14 protein-coding genes and 2 tRNA genes are annotated in these 13,538 nt (G+C 68.5%); 14 read left to right on the forward strand and 2 right to left on the reverse strand.

The window, feature by feature from the left end; all coding sequences use genetic code 11:
* Positions 1 to 5 precede the first annotated feature (5 nt).
* The 8 genes from ACX9MO_RS01750 (at position 6) to minE (ending at position 6,464) form a co-directional block, all read left to right on the forward strand.
* Positions 6 to 284 carry a hypothetical protein gene (locus tag ACX9MO_RS01750; protein WP_462213324.1) on the forward strand — a complete coding sequence of 93 codons (279 nt, stop codon included), beginning with the start codon at positions 6 to 8 and terminating at the stop codon, positions 282 to 284.
* A gap of 177 nt (positions 285 to 461) precedes the next feature.
* Positions 462 to 1,757 (forward strand): homoserine dehydrogenase, encoded by a 1,296-nt coding sequence (locus ACX9MO_RS01755; RefSeq protein ID WP_462213325.1) that lies wholly within the window; start codon positions 462 to 464, stop codon positions 1,755 to 1,757.
* Between the two features lie 8 nt (positions 1,758 to 1,765).
* Positions 1,766 to 3,514, forward strand: coding sequence for a single-stranded-DNA-specific exonuclease RecJ (gene recJ, locus ACX9MO_RS01760; RefSeq protein WP_462213326.1), 1,749 nt, complete (start codon positions 1,766 to 1,768; stop codon positions 3,512 to 3,514).
* Positions 3,515 to 3,658: 144 nt separating this feature from the next.
* Positions 3,659 to 3,733: transfer RNA gene (locus ACX9MO_RS01765), tRNA-Glu, on the forward strand.
* A gap of 457 nt (positions 3,734 to 4,190) precedes the next feature.
* Positions 4,191 to 4,265 (forward strand) — tRNA-Glu (locus ACX9MO_RS01770).
* A gap of 314 nt (positions 4,266 to 4,579) precedes the next feature.
* A complete protein-coding gene (minC, locus tag ACX9MO_RS01775) occupies positions 4,580 to 5,359 on the forward strand; it encodes a septum site-determining protein MinC (RefSeq protein ID WP_462213327.1) in 780 nt (259 codons plus the stop codon).
* Positions 5,356 to 6,186, forward strand: a complete 831-nt coding sequence (minD, locus tag ACX9MO_RS01780; protein WP_222492780.1) for a septum site-determining protein MinD — start codon at positions 5,356 to 5,358, stop codon at positions 6,184 to 6,186. Before minC ends, minD begins: the two co-directional genes overlap by 4 nt.
* The gene (gene minE, locus ACX9MO_RS01785; RefSeq protein ID WP_462213328.1) at positions 6,183 to 6,464 is read left to right on the forward strand and encodes a cell division topological specificity factor MinE; all 282 of its coding nucleotides are present in this window, start codon (positions 6,183 to 6,185) and stop codon (positions 6,462 to 6,464) included. The genes minD and minE overlap by 4 nt, the downstream gene beginning before the upstream one ends.
* A gap of 643 nt (positions 6,465 to 7,107) precedes the next feature.
* Here the strand turns inward: minE and ACX9MO_RS01790 are convergent.
* Positions 7,108 to 7,350 carry an accessory factor UbiK family protein gene (locus tag ACX9MO_RS01790; RefSeq protein ID WP_222492776.1) on the reverse strand — a complete coding sequence of 81 codons (243 nt, stop codon included), beginning with the start codon at positions 7,348 to 7,350 and terminating at the stop codon, positions 7,108 to 7,110.
* A gap of 107 nt (positions 7,351 to 7,457) precedes the next feature.
* Between ACX9MO_RS01790 and lgt the strand changes: the two genes are divergently transcribed.
* The 5 genes from lgt to ACX9MO_RS01815 all read left to right on the forward strand — a co-directional run bounded on the left by lgt (position 7,458) and on the right by ACX9MO_RS01815 (position 11,683).
* A complete protein-coding gene (lgt, locus tag ACX9MO_RS01795) occupies positions 7,458 to 8,381 on the forward strand; it encodes a prolipoprotein diacylglyceryl transferase (RefSeq protein ID WP_462213329.1) in 924 nt (307 codons plus the stop codon).
* On the forward strand, positions 8,378 to 9,451 hold the full coding sequence (locus ACX9MO_RS01800) for a class I SAM-dependent methyltransferase (RefSeq protein WP_462213330.1): 1,074 nt from the start codon (positions 8,378 to 8,380) through the stop codon (positions 9,449 to 9,451). Before lgt ends, ACX9MO_RS01800 begins: the two co-directional genes overlap by 4 nt.
* A complete protein-coding gene (gene pgeF, locus ACX9MO_RS01805) occupies positions 9,448 to 10,203 on the forward strand; it encodes a peptidoglycan editing factor PgeF (RefSeq protein WP_462213331.1) in 756 nt (251 codons plus the stop codon). Before ACX9MO_RS01800 ends, pgeF begins: the two co-directional genes overlap by 4 nt.
* Positions 10,204 to 10,432: 229 nt before the next feature.
* Complete coding sequence (locus ACX9MO_RS01810; RefSeq protein WP_222492770.1) at positions 10,433 to 10,570, forward strand: hypothetical protein; 138 nt, start codon at positions 10,433 to 10,435, stop codon at positions 10,568 to 10,570.
* A 351-nt stretch (positions 10,571 to 10,921) separates the two neighbouring features.
* Entirely contained in the window at positions 10,922 to 11,683 is a 762-nt protein-coding gene (locus tag ACX9MO_RS01815; protein WP_222492768.1) for a Hint domain-containing protein, read from the forward strand.
* A gap of 24 nt (positions 11,684 to 11,707) precedes the next feature.
* Here ACX9MO_RS01815 and ACX9MO_RS01820 read toward each other — a convergent pair whose 3' ends face one another.
* The gene (locus ACX9MO_RS01820; RefSeq protein WP_222492766.1) at positions 11,708 to 12,208 is read right to left on the reverse strand and encodes an Lrp/AsnC family transcriptional regulator; all 501 of its coding nucleotides are present in this window, start codon (positions 12,206 to 12,208) and stop codon (positions 11,708 to 11,710) included.
* Positions 12,209 to 12,506: 298 nt separating this feature from the next.
* Here ACX9MO_RS01820 and trxB point away from each other — a divergent pair, with 298 nt between their 5' ends.
* Entirely contained in the window at positions 12,507 to 13,508 is a 1,002-nt protein-coding gene (gene trxB / locus ACX9MO_RS01825) for a thioredoxin-disulfide reductase (protein WP_222492764.1), read from the forward strand.
* The last annotated feature ends 30 nt before the right edge of the window (positions 13,509 to 13,538 follow it).

Genomic DNA, 13,538 nt, shown 5'->3' on the forward strand with positions numbered 1-13,538 from the left:
CAGACATGCGCCGCGCTGACCGCCCCTCCCCCCGTCTCCTGCCTGCCCTCGTGGCGGGCTGCCTGCTGACGGCGGGCTGTGCCGAGATCCCCGCGCTGGAGGGCACGATCAGCCCCGAGGCCGCCGCCGCCCCCTACCCGAAGGTGCTGCCGGTCGAGCGTATCCTCGACGGCGCCGCCGCCGCGCAGACCGCAACGCCCGAGACACAGGCCCAGCTGGAGGCCCGCGCCGCCGGACTGCGCGCCCGGGCGGACCGCCTGCGCAACCGGACCATGGCCGAATAAACATCCGATCGGCGTTCCAGATCCGGCCTCCGCTCTGTCGCCGATCCGGCCCTGATCCAGTCCTGATCCCGCGCTTTGAGGGCAACGCCCCCTGCGCCGTCCTCAAAGCCGCGTTGCACGCCGCCCCCGAACCGATTATCCCCGGCGAAACCGCACTCTGAACATCGGGAGAACAGCATGAGCCAGACCGCCGCACCGCTCCGCCTCGGGATCGCCGGCCTCGGCACCGTGGGCGTTGGCGTCGTCCGCATTATCCGCCGGCAGGCCGCCATGCTGACCGCCCGCACGGGCCGCGAGATCGTCATCACCGCCGTCTCCGCCCGCACCCGCGACAAGGACCGTGGCGTCTCCCTCGCGGGTTACGCCTGGGAAGACGATCCCGTGAAGCTCGCCACGCGCGACGACGTCGACATTTTCGTCGAGCTCATGGGCGGCGCCGACGGCCCCGCCAAGGCCGCGACCGAGGCCGCCCTGAAGGCCGGCAAGGACGTGGTCACCGCGAACAAGGCGATGCTGGCCGTGAACGGTCAGGCCCTGGCCGAGCTGGCCGAGGCCGAAGGCCGCGTGATCCGCTACGAGGCCGCCGTCGCCGGTGGTATCCCCGTCGTGAAATCGCTGCTCGAAGGGCTGGCCGGGAACGAGATCACCCGCGTCATGGGCGTCATGAACGGCACCTGCAACTACATCCTGACCCGGATGGAAAGCGCGGGCCTGCCCTACGAGGACGTCTTCGAGGAGGCCCGCCAGCTGGGCTACCTGGAGGCCGATCCCGAGCTTGACGTGGGCGGCATCGACGCGGGCCACAAGCTGGCGATCCTCGCCTCGGTCGCCTATGGCACGCAGGTTGCCTTTGACGACATGGAGTTGGAAGGCATCGGCGAGATCACCATCGACGACATCCGTCAGGCCGCCGACATGGGCTATCGCATCAAGCTGCTGGGGGTGAGCCGCAAGACCGGCCGCGGGCTGGAACAGCGCATGGCGCCCTGCCTCGTGCCCGCCTCCTCGCCGCTGGGGCAGCTGGAAGGCGGCACCAACATGGTGGTGCTGGAAGGCGACGCCGTGGGCCAGATCGTCCTGCGCGGCGCCGGCGCCGGCGAGGGGCCGACCGCCTCGGCCGTGCTGTCCGACATCTGCGACATCGCGCGCGGCTTCCGCCTGCCGGTCTTCGGCCAGCCCGCGACCTCGCTGGAGGCCGCCACGCCCGCACGCTCGGTTTCGGCCGCGCCCTACTACCTGCGCATGATGCTGCAGGACAAACCCGGCGCGCTCGCCAAGGTGGCCACCGCGCTTGGCAGCGAGGGCATCTCGATCCACCGGCTGCGCCAGTACGATCATGACAACGCCTGCGCCCCGGTGCTGATCGTGACCCACAAGTGCCTGCGCAACGATCTCGACCGCGCGATCGAGGCGATGCAGGCCACCGGCGTGGTGGTCTCGGGCCCGGTCACCCTGCGGATCGAACAGGTCTGAGGCCCGGTTTGTCGGATTTCCTCGGCATCTCCGCCTCGCTCACGGGCCGCCGCTGGGTCGGCCCGGGGGCCGAGGTGGACCGCATGGCCGAGGCGATGGAGCAGGTCACCGCCCTGCCCCGCCCGCTGTGCCAGGTGCTGGCGCGGCGCGGCGTGCCGCCCGAGGAGGCCGCAGCCTTCCTCGAGCCCAGGCTGGGCACCCTGCTGCCCGATCCCCGGTCGCTGCGCGACATGGAAAAGGCCGCCGCGCGCTTCCTCGCTGCCGTGAAGAAGCGCCAGCGGATCGCGGTCTTTGCCGATTACGACGTGGACGGCGGCACCTCGGCCGCGCTGCTGATCGACTGGCTGCGCCAGATGGGCCGCGAGGCCACGCTCTATATCCCCGACCGGATCGACGAGGGCTATGGCCCCAACGTGCCCGCCATGCAGGAGCTTGGCCGCCGCCATGACCTGATCGTCTGCGTCGACTGTGGCACGCTATCCCACGAGCCGGTGGCGGCGGCGGGCTGTGACGTGGTCATCCTCGACCACCACCTCGGCGGCGAGACCCTGCCCGACTGCGTGGCCTGCGTGAACCCGAACCGGCAGGACGAGGACGGGGCGCTCGCGCATCTCTGCGCCGCCGCCGTGGTCTTCCTCATGCTGGTGGAGGCCAACCGCCAGATGCGCGACGAGGGCGCAAAGGGCCCCGACCTGATGGCGATGCTCGACCTCGTGGCGCTTGGCACCGTGGCCGACGTGGCGCCGCTGATCGGCGTGAACCGGGCGCTGGTGCGGCAGGGCCTGAAGGTCATGGCGCGGCGCGACCGCGTGGGGCTGGCGGCGCTGGCCGACGTGGCCAAGATGAACGCCATGCCCAATTCCTATCACCTTGGCTTCCTGCTGGGGCCGCGGGTCAACGCGGGCGGGCGGATCGGCAAGGCCGACATCGGCGCACGGCTGCTGGCCACCACCGACCCGCACGAGGCCGCGGCCCTGGCCGAACGGCTGGACCAGCTCAACCGCGAGCGGCGCGAGATCGAGAACCGCGTCCGCGACGTGGCCATGGAACAGGCCGAGGAACGCGGCCTCGACGCGCCGCTGGTCTGGGCGGCGGGCGAAGGCTGGCACCCCGGCGTCGTCGGCATCGTCGCCTCGCGGCTCAAGGAGGCCACCAACCGCCCCGCCGTGGTGATCGGCCTCGACGGGGACGAGGGCAAGGGCTCGGGCCGTTCCATCGCCGGTGTGGACCTTGGCGCCTCGATCCAGAAGCTGGCCGCCGAGGGGCTGCTGATCAAGGGCGGCGGGCACAAGATGGCCGCGGGCCTGACCGTGGCCCGTGACCAGCTGGAGCCCGCCATGGCGCGCTTGGCCGAGCTTCTGGCGAAACAGGGCGCAGGCGAGGCAGGCCCGGCCGACCTGCGCGTCGACGCCCTGCTGATGCCCGGCGCCGCCACCGTGGAACTGGTGCAGCAGCTGGAACAGGCGGGCCCCTATGGACAGGGTGCCCCGGCGCCGCGCTTTGCCTTCCCGGACGTGAAGATCAGCTTTGCCAAGCGGGTGGGCGAGAGCCACCTGAAGATCGGATTCGGCGACGGCATGGGCGCGCGGCTCGACGCGATCTGCTTCGGCGCCTTCGATGGACCGCTGGGGCCGGCACTGGAAGGGCACAACGGGCGGCGATTCCACCTCGCCGGGAAGATCGAGATCAACGATTGGGGCGGGCGGCAGTCGGTTCAGATGCGCCTCGACGATGCAGCCCCGGCCTCCGAGGGCTGACAGCCTTCGTAAACAACTGGATTTCCTTGGATTTTCGGCGCCGCTCGCGTTGCCGCTAGGTCGTGGGGAATTTTCTGCGAAAACCGCATTCTCCCCCTTGCGCCGGATCGCGGCTTTGCCTAAACACCGCCCCACACCAAGAGTGGCCCGTTCGTCTATCGGTTAGGACGCCAGGTTTTCAACCTGGAAAGAGGGGTTCGATTCCCCTACGGGCTGCCACTTTTCCCCGACATGATCTGAATTTGCGCACCGGCGGCGAGCCTTCGTTCTGCCCTCTGATCCGCTCTTACCCGCAGGGTCACGGGGACGTCCCCGCTCGGTCTGCCCCCGGCCCCGCCTTTCATCCGATCCTCCTGCAACCCTGCGCACCCGCGTGCGGGCCATGGGTCACCTTGAGCGAGACACCGGATCACGCGGCACATCGTTCGGGCCTGCGCCCCACCACCTGAAGCGCCTGACTCGCGGCTCCTCCAAGGCGGGCGGATCGGCCCTGACCGCAATGGTCCCCGTCTATGCGTCCGGGGGCGAGACCCCGACGTCACGCACCGCCAGACGACCCCGTCCGAGCGCGTCCGCCATGTCCTTGCGTCACCGGGATGCGAAATTTCAATCCCGCCGCATCTTCCCTCTTGCGCATGTCTGCCGGCTCTCATAGAAGACCGCTCACGCCAAGAGCGGCCCGTTCGTCTATCGGTTAGGACGCCAGGTTTTCAACCTGGAAAGAGGGGTTCGATTCCCCTACGGGCTGCCATTGGTGTTCCCCAGACATTGCCAGATGCCCGCGGTTCAGCCGTCTCCGCCGCCCGTCGCGTCGTCCCGAAACGCAGGCAGTCCGCGCCGTTACGCGCGGCGTTCCGGCGGCGCCCCGCGCATGACCACGCGTGAAGAAGCGCCTTTCTGCCGAGCCGATGGCTTGACGATCACATCTGTTGGACGGAGACCCGCGCGGGCGCGTAATGGCGCACGACCGGGGGATGCGACTCCCCCGCGCAAGGGCCAAGAGGCCGATACCAACGGGCGGAGCCAATCCGCCGGAGACGACCGAGCAGGAGCAACAGTGAACAGGTGTTTCAGACCGACGCCCGTCAGGGCGGCGCCGTGACCGACGTCAGACCCTTCCAGATCCGGGGGCGGTTCCTGACCGCCGTCTCGCTACAGCCCGCCGGCGGGCTGCCCGACGCGGCCTTCTGGGACGCGCTCGACGAGAAGCTGCGCCAGACCCCCCATTTCTTCGAAAACGCCCCGCTGGTGCTCGACATGGGCAAGGCGCCCGAGATCGCCAGCAACGCCGATTTCCGTGCCATCCTGCGTGAATTGCGACAGCGCCGCCTGTCGGCCTTCGGGGTGTTCAACGCCACCGACGAACAGGTCGCGGCCGCCGAGGCGGCGGGGCTCATCCGCATCTCGCTGGGGCGCGACGCCCCCCTGCCCTCGCGCGACCGGCGCAGCCCGGCAGGGCGCGATCCCAAGCGGCTTCTGCCGCCCGACAACCTCGTGATCGAACGCCCGGTGCGCTCGGGGCAGACGGTGATGGCGGATCGCGGCGACCTGATCGTGATCGGGCCGGTCAGCTCGGGTGCCGAGTTGATCGCGGCGGGCAACATCCATGTCTATGGCCGCCTGCGCGGGCGCGCCATGGCCGGGGTCCACGGGGACCAGAACGCGCGAATCTTCTGCCACGACCTCGATGCGGAACTGCTGGCGATCGCCGGTCTCTACCGCACCAGCGACAACATTGGGGATGCGCTGCGCCATTGCAGCGTGATGGTCCGGCTGGAGGGCGAAAGCCTCCACGTCGAGCCGGTGGGCGGAACGGACACGGATACAGCTAGGAGCAAACGGTGAAAGAGGAACGCGGAAACAGCAAGGTGATCGTGATCACCTCGGGCAAGGGCGGGGTCGGCAAGACCACCTCGGCCGGGGCGATCAGTGCAGCGCTCGCGAAACGGGGCCACAAGACCGTGGTCATCGACTTCGACGTCGGCCTGCGGAACCTCGACATGATCATGGGCTGCGAGCGCCGGGTGGTCTTCGACTTCATCAACGTGATCCAGGGCGACGCCAAGCTGAAGCAGGCGCTGATCCGGGACAAGCGGCTCGACAACCTGTCGATCCTGCCCACGTCGCAGACCCGCGACAAGGACGCGCTGACGCAGGAAGGCGTGAAGAAGGTGCTCGACGAGCTGCGCGAGGACTTCGACTACATCATCTGCGACAGCCCGGCAGGCATCGAGCGCGGCGCGCATCTGGCGATGTATTACGCCGACGAGGCCGTGATCGTGACCAACCCCGAGGTCTCCTCCGTGCGTGACAGCGACCGGGTGCTGGGGCTGCTCAACAGCAAGACCGCCAAGGCCGAGAACGGCGAAGGCATCAAGGCGCAGGTCCTGCTGACCCGCTACGACGCCACCCGGGTCGAGAACGGCGAGATGATGACCGTGGAGGACGTGCTCGACATTCTCGCGGTGCCGCTTCTCGGCATCGTGCCGGAGAGCCAGGCCGTCCTGCGGGCGTCGAACCTCGGCGTGCCCGTCGTGCTGGACGAGCCCTCCGCCGCCAGCCGCGCCTACGAGAGCGCGGTGGCCCGTCTCGATGGCGAGGAACTCGAGATCAAGATCGAGAGCGAGCGCAAGCCGGGCTTCATCGGGCGGCTGTTCGGGCGGGCGACATGAAGACGTTCGGCCTGATCCCCTGGCCGCGCAAGGCCAACTCCGCCCGCGCCGCGAAGGAACGGCTGCAAATCCTTCTGGCCCATGAACGTTCGGGCGGCAGTTCGCCCGACTACCTGCCGGCGTTGCAGCGCGACATCCTCGAGGTGATCCGCCGCCACATGGAGATCGACAGCGACGCGGTCGAGATCCGGATGGAGAAAGGCGAGGACGTGTCGAGCCTCGAAATAAATATAGAGGTGCCCGCGAAACCGGCGCCGAAGAAGGCCGCGAAGTCGTAAGACCGCGGTCGTCTCGAGATAAGGAAGAGGCCCCTGACGGGGCCTTTTTCATGGGCCTCGCTTGCGGGCGTTGCTCATGGGCGCGGGGCGCAGAAGATCATGGAGGCGCCTCCGCCAGCCGACAGGGCGCCGCTGGCCCGGGGGCGCTGGTCCCGATCCCGTTTCTGGCACCGTTGGGCCCTTCGGCACGAGCGACGTCGCCCCCCCCCAAGCCCCGCCAACTCCCGCCGCTTCGCCCTCACCGCCTGCCACGAAGCCGCGCATCGCCGGCGCGCGCGGAGGCGATCCGGAGCTTTCTGGCGAGCACTTTATGTCAGCTAAGCTCGTCCCTCCCTCACAAGGTACCGCCAAGCCTCACCAGATCGCCGCCGCGAGGGGGCGCGCCGGCGATGCGCGGCGGCCTGCGGCCTTGTCCCGCGCGGGTGGTGGTCGTCGGCCCTGTGGAGGGCCTGCGAACACCGGCGGCATCCGTCGCCTTAGCAGCAGATCAAGCAGGCGGCTGACGGGCGCGGGAGTGGAAGTGCGTATGGTCAAAGCCCAAAGCCCAAGCACAACAGACGGGCCGCAACCGGCAACCGCCCCCAGAAAAGCAAAAAGGCCCCCAACCGGGGGCCTTCGTCACGCATAGCGAAAAGCCGATCGCTCAGCCCTTCGTCTCCAGCGCGTCGAGCCGGGCCTTGAGCGCGGCGTTCTCCTCGCGGGCCTTCAGCGCCATGGCCTTCACGGCGTCGAATTCCTCGCGCGTCACCAGATCGCGATCCGCCAGCCAGCGGTCGATCATCGAGTTGAACGCGGTCTCGGCCTCGTCCTTGGCCCCCTGAGCCACGCCCATGGCGTTGGTCATCAGTTGCGACATGTCGTCAAAGAATTTCGAGCGGGTCTGCATGGGTCTCTCCGGCGTTACCTTTGCCCCCTATATGGGCCGGGCGTGCCGCGCTCACAAGGATGAAAGCCCCCGTTGACTTCACGCGGGGCCGAGTGAAAGAAGACCGCATGATGCTGCCCTCTCTTCAGGCGTTCGCCCTGCCCTTCCCCGACATCTCGCCCGAGATCTTCTCGATCTCCCTCGGTGGGTTCGAGTTCGCCCTCAGGTGGTACGCCATGGCCTACCTCGTGGGCATCCTGCTGGGCTGGGCCCTGCTGCGCGATGCCATCGCCCGCGCGAGGCTCTGGCCCGCGGAGACGGCGCCCCTGACCCGCGCTCAGCTGGAGGAACTGCTGACCTGGCTGATCCTCGGCATCGTGGTGGGCGGGCGGCTCGGCTTCGTGCTCTTCTATCAGCCGGCCTATTACCTGACCCACCCGCTGGAAATCCTGCGCATCTGGCAGGGCGGCATGGCGTTCCACGGCGGGTTCCTCGGCGTGGTGATCGCCACGGCGATCTTCTGCCGCCGCCATAGGATCCCGATGCTCTCCATGGCGGACGGTCTGGCACTCGCCGCACCGCTGGGTCTGATGCTGGGCCGGATCGCGAATTTCATCAACGGCGAGCTCTGGGGCCGCCCGACCGATGCGCCCTGGGGCGTGATCTTCCCCGGCGCGGCCGCGCAGGACTGCGCAGGCCCCGTGGGGATCGTGGACGGGCTCTGCGCCCGCCACCCCTCGCAACTCTACGAGGCCGCGCTCGAAGGGCTGGTGCTGGCGCTGATCCTGATCCTCGCGGCCTACCGCATGCGCGCCCTGAAACGGCCCGGGCTGACCCTCGGCCTCTTTGTCGGCGGCTATGGCGTGGCGCGCTTCATCGTCGAGTTCTTCCGCCTCGCCGACCAGCAGTTCATCACCGCCGACAACCCCTATGGCCACGTGCTGCGGATCACCGAGACGATCGGGCTGACCATGGGCCAACTGCTCTCGCTGCCGATGGTGCTGATCGGGGCGGGGTTCGTGCTCTATGCCCTGACGCGGCCCGCGAAATGACGGCGCTGAAGGACCATATCCTCGCCCGGATCGCGGCGGAGGGGCCGATGCGGCTCTCCGATTACATGGCCGAATGCCTGCTCCACCCGCAGCATGGCTACTACACCACCCGCGACCCTCTGGGCACGGCGGGGGATTTCACCACCGCCCCCGAGATCAGCCAGATGTTCGGCGAGCTGCTGGGGCTGGCGCTGGCGCAATGCTGGGTCGATCAGGGGATGCCCGCGCCCTTTTGCCTTGCCGAACTGGGCCCGGGACGCGGCACGCTGATGGCAGACCTGCTGCGCGCGACCCGCGCCGTCCCGGGCTTCCACGAGGCGCTGCGCCTCCATCTCGTCGAGGCCTCCCCCGCCCTGCGCGACCAGCAGGCCAGCCGCCTGAAAGGCGCGCAGGCGACCTGGGTCGAGCGGGTCGAGGACCTGCCCGACCTGCCGCTCTTCCTGATCGCGAACGAGTTCTTCGACGCGCTGCCGATCCGCCAGTACCGCCGCGCGGGCGATGGCTGGCGCGAGGTCCATGTCGGCGCCGAGGGCGACCGGCTGGTGCCGGGCCTCGCCCCCGCGGGCCCCGGCCCCGAGGGCCGCGACGAAGACACAAGGGATGGCGATCTGGTCGAGACCTGCCCCGCCGGTGCCCTCATCGCGGGCCAGATCGGCGCGCGGATCGCGGCCCGTGGCGGCGCGGCACTGATCGTGGATTACGGCGATTGGCGCTCCCTCGGCGATACGCTTCAGGCCCTGCGCCAGCACGAGAGCACCGATCCCTTCGCGGCCCCCGGCAACGCCGACCTGACGGCCCATGTCGACTTCGAGCCGCTGGCCCGCGCCGCCGCCCCTGCCGCCCATACGCTGTTGACCACGCAGGGCGTCTTCCTCGAACGTCTGGGGATCACCGCCCGCGCGCAGGCACTTGCCGAGCGGTTGAGCGGAGTTCAACGCGTCAGCCATATTGCCGCACATCGCCGCTTGACCCACCCGGATGAAATGGGAACGTTGTTCAAAGTGATGGCTCTCTTCCCGAAAGGGGCACAACCGCCCCCGGGGCTGGAGCCAGCAGGAGCACAGGCATGACCCTCGAAATCCTGACCTCCCCGATTCTGCAGCCGGTGCAGCATGGGTTCTTCACCCGCAAGGGCGGGGCCTCCTCCGGCATCTTCGCGGGGCTGAACTGCGGCACCGGCTCCTCCGACCAGTCGGAGATCGTCTGCATCAACCGCGCCCGGGTGGCCGCCGCCATGGATGCCCCGATCGAAGCCCTCGCGGGCGTGCATCAGATCCATTCCGCCGAAACCGTCATCATCGAGGCCCCCTCGGCGGAGAAGCCCAGAGCCGATGCCCTTGTCACCGCCACCCCCGGCGTGGTGCTGACGATCCTGACCGCGGACTGCCAGCCCGTGCTGTTGGCCGATGCAGAGGCCGGCGTGATCGGCGCGGCCCATGCGGGCTGGCGCGGGGCGCTCGGCGGGGTGCTGACCTCGGTCGTCGATGCCATGGTCGCCCTCGGCGCCGAGCGCGGACGGATCAGGGCCGCCATCGGCCCCACCATCAGCCAGAAGGCCTATGAGGTCGGGCCGGAATTCCTCGAGGATTTCATGGCCGAAGACCCAGAGTACATGCGCTTCTTCATCAACGGCGAGGGCGACCGCTACCTCTTCGACCTGCCCGCCTTCGGCCTGCACTGCCTGCGCACTGCGGGGGTGGGCGAGGCGGAGTGGATTCGCCACTGCACCTATTCCGACCCGGATCGCTTCTTCTCCTACCGGCGCACGACGCACCGGAAGGAGGCCGATTATGGCCGCCTGATCTCCACGATCCGGCTCTGATCCCCCGCAGCCCCCCGGCAGGGGCCTGCAACGGGCCGTCTCCTGCCCCAAGACAGCTGCCCCATTCGGCCCCATTCCGGCCCCCCTGCCCCATTCCCGCCGCCAGCGGGTCGAATTAAATCCCCGGTAATCCTCCTTTTCGGCCCCAAGGGCGCCTCCTTTGGCCGTCATTCCTGTTCCACCGGCGCCGACAGACGCGCCGTAGGGTAGACATTTTGGAGGCTGGATCATGAAGAGCCAGAAGCGTTGGATGAAATCGGTGATCGCTGAAGCGAAGAAGGACGCGCCCGCGCTGCCCTTCAGCCGCGAGAACCGCAAGACCGTGGCCCTGCGCCGCAAGACCACGCTGAAGAAGGCCGCCGCCTGACAGCTGACCAGCGGCGCGCGGCCAGATTGCGACGCAATTGTGGCCGCGCCCGAGCCGCCCGTCCGGCCAACCGGATCGCAGCCCCGCGCAGACGGTTGTCTGTGACGGGGCCATGACAGGGAGGCGGCATTGATTCGGCCCAATAGTGGCCGAATTGTGGCGCATTGCAGTAGAACCCCGGAACAATCCCCGGTTGCGCCGCATGGGAATTTCCCCAACCTGCACAATTGCCACGACTTTTTGACAACGTGTCGAAATTGCGGCTATTTCTCGACGAAAGCGAAACAGATGTCCGTCTGTTGCTGCTGGTGGGGGCCAGCGCATTCGTGACTGCCGAGAAATGGTTCTGTCATGTCGATTCCTTTTGCCGCGCCCTTTGGCGCGACCGCCCCTGTGCTGCCCATGCCCAGCCGTCCCCGGCTGATCACCCGCCGCTACGAGATCGAAAGTCTCGACCGCGAGGGCAACACCGTCTTCAAGGACCTCATCGCCCCGGCGAATGCGCGGTTTGAATCCGCCTTCAACGGCTTTGCCCGCGGCACGCTGATCGCCACGCCCACCGGGCGCCGCGCGATCGAGGACCTGCGCCCCGGCGATCTGGTGGAGACCGAGGAATTCGGCCCGCAGCCCGTGCAGTGGATCGGCCACATGACGCTGGAGCCGGGCATGCCCCTGCCCGACCCGGCGCAGGCCCGCCTGTCCCGCCTGCCGCTCGACAGCCACGGCGTCGGCCGCCCCTCGGTCGACCTGCTGGTGGGCCCCGGTGCGCGGATGCTGCATCGTCCCTCCGTCCTCAACGGCGATGGCGGGGCCGCGCAGGTCTATACGCCCGTGTCGCAGATGACCGATGGCGAAACCGTGGTGGAGATCGCGCCGCTGCATCCGGTGGACATGTACCACCTCTGCCTGCCGAAACACGCGACGATCCGCGCCGGCGGCCTGCGCTTCGAAAGCTTCCACCCCGGCTACGGGATCGAAAGCACCATGGGGCCCAACGCGCTTGCGCTGTTCCTTGCCCTCTTCCCGCATATCAGCGATCCGTCGGAATTCGGCCTGCTGGCCCATCCCCGGATGAGCCGCGCCCAGCTTGAGGCGCTGGAGGACGCGGCCTGACGTCCTCCGGTCGCGGCGGCGCCGTCAGGCGCTGCGGCTGAGGCGCTCCTCGAGCACGTCGAAAGGAACGCCGGGTTCGTCCTTGGCGCAGCGGATCACCAGCGAGGTCTTCACGCTGGCCACGTTCGGCGCAGAGGTCAGCTGTTCGGTCAGGAAGCTCTGGAAGGTGCTCAGGTCGGGAGCGACGCACTTCAGGATGAAATCCACCTCGCCGTTGAGCATGTGGCACTCGCGGACCAGCGACCAGCCGCGGCAGCGCTCCTCGAAGGCGTTCAGGTCGGCCTCGGCCTGGCTCTGCAGCCCGACGCTGGCGAAGACCTGCACCTCGAAGCCCAGTTCACGGGCGTCGACATTGGCGTGGTAGCCCTTGATGAACCCGGCCTCTTCCAGCGTGCGGACACGCCGCAGGCAGGGCGGCGCGGAAATGCCCACCCGTTTCGCCAGTTCGACGTTGGTCATGCGCCCGTCGGCCTGCAGTTCATCAAGGATCTTGCGGTCGATCGGGTCTAGGCGTGCGCCTGCCATCAGTCACTCTCCAGTTTGCGGTTCTTTTATCATTCCGCCGTGCGGACGCAATATTATTTCAAGGCTCGGCAATTTCAAGACAGGCTGACTGCCGTTTTGCGAAGTTTCGGTTACATGTGATGCAAATTTCAGCGTTCACACCCGGCGCCAGCCCTGCCCGACGCCGCCCTCCCGGGCCCCTTGGACGGGGGCGGAGGCAAAACGCGCACGGAACGGGGGCAGCGCTCGGCGGGTTGCACCGTCCAGACGCGGCGCCTAGATAGAAAGCCGCTGCAGCAACCGCAACAGAGGAATTTCCATGGCCGGCCAGAAACACACCCGCGTCCTCATCATCGGCTCCGGCCCCGCCGGCTACACCGCCGGCGTCTATGCCAGCCGCGCGATGCTGAACCCCGTCCTCGTGCAGGGCATCGAGCCCGGCGGCCAGCTGACCACCACCACCGAGGTGGAAAACTGGCCCGGCGACACCGAGGTGCAGGGCCCCGACCTGATGGTCCGCATGGAGAGCCACGCCCGCGAGATGGGCTGCGAGATCATCGGCGACATCATCAACGACCTCGACCTGTCGAAACGTCCCTTCACCGCCACCGCCGACAGCGGCACGGTCTTCACCGCCGATGCGGTGATCCTCGCCACCGGCGCGCGCGCCAAGTGGCTGGGGCTCGACTCCGAGGAGGCCTACAAGGGCTTCGGCGTCTCCGCCTGCGCCACCTGTGACGGCTTCTTCTACCGCGGTCAGGAGATCGTGGTCATCGGCGGCGGCAACACCGCCGTGGAAGAGGCACTGTTCCTGACCAACTTCGCCTCCAAGGTCACGCTGATCCACCGCCGCGACGAACTGCGCGCCGAGCGGATCCTGATCGATCGCCTGATGAAGAACCCCAAGATCGAGCCGCTCTGGCATCACGTGCTGGAAGAGGTCGTGGGCGAGAACGACCCTAAGGGCGTCACCGCCGTGAAGGTCAAGCACGTCGACACCGGCGAGATCAGCGAGATCCCCTGCAAGGGCGTCTTCGTCGCCATCGGCCACGCGCCGGCCTCGGAACTGGTGAAGGACCAGCTGGAGCTGCACCACGGCGGCTACGTCAAGGTGAAGCCCGGCTCAACCGAGACCTCGGTGCCCGGCGTCTTCGCCGCGGGCGACCTGACCGACCACAAGTACCGCCAGGCCGTGACCTCCGCCGGAATGGGCTGCATGGCCGCGCTGGACGCAGAACGCTTCCTCGCGGAGGCGGGCCTCGCAGAGGGCGACACCACGCTGCCCCTCGGCCACGGCGCCCCGGAGAACGAGGGCGTCTGAGCCCCTCCCCCCGCTGAAAACGAAAAGATC

This window comes from Pseudooceanicola profundus (assembly GCF_054919315.1).

Coding starts and splice junctions, on each gene's coding strand:
- ACX9MO_RS01750 (WP_462213324.1), top strand. CDS start 6: ATGCGCCGCGCTGACCGCCCCTCCCCCCGTCTCCTGCCTGCCCTCGTG.
- ACX9MO_RS01800 (WP_462213330.1), top strand. CDS start 8,378: ATGACGGCGCTGAAGGACCATATCCTCGCCCGGATCGCGGCGGAGGGG.
- pgeF (WP_462213331.1), top strand. CDS start 9,448: ATGACCCTCGAAATCCTGACCTCCCCGATTCTGCAGCCGGTGCAGCAT.
- ACX9MO_RS01810 (WP_222492770.1), top strand. CDS start 10,433: ATGAAGAGCCAGAAGCGTTGGATGAAATCGGTGATCGCTGAAGCGAAG.
- ACX9MO_RS01815 (WP_222492768.1), top strand. CDS start 10,922: ATGTCGATTCCTTTTGCCGCGCCCTTTGGCGCGACCGCCCCTGTGCTG.
- ACX9MO_RS01755 (WP_462213325.1), top strand. CDS start 462: ATGAGCCAGACCGCCGCACCGCTCCGCCTCGGGATCGCCGGCCTCGGC.
- lgt (WP_462213329.1), top strand. CDS start 7,458: ATGATGCTGCCCTCTCTTCAGGCGTTCGCCCTGCCCTTCCCCGACATC.
- trxB (WP_222492764.1), top strand. CDS start 12,507: ATGGCCGGCCAGAAACACACCCGCGTCCTCATCATCGGCTCCGGCCCC.
- ACX9MO_RS01820 (WP_222492766.1), bottom strand. CDS start 12,208: ATGGCAGGCGCACGCCTAGACCCGATCGACCGCAAGATCCTTGATGAA.
- minE (WP_462213328.1), top strand. CDS start 6,183: ATGAAGACGTTCGGCCTGATCCCCTGGCCGCGCAAGGCCAACTCCGCC.
- ACX9MO_RS01790 (WP_222492776.1), bottom strand. CDS start 7,350: ATGCAGACCCGCTCGAAATTCTTTGACGACATGTCGCAACTGATGACC.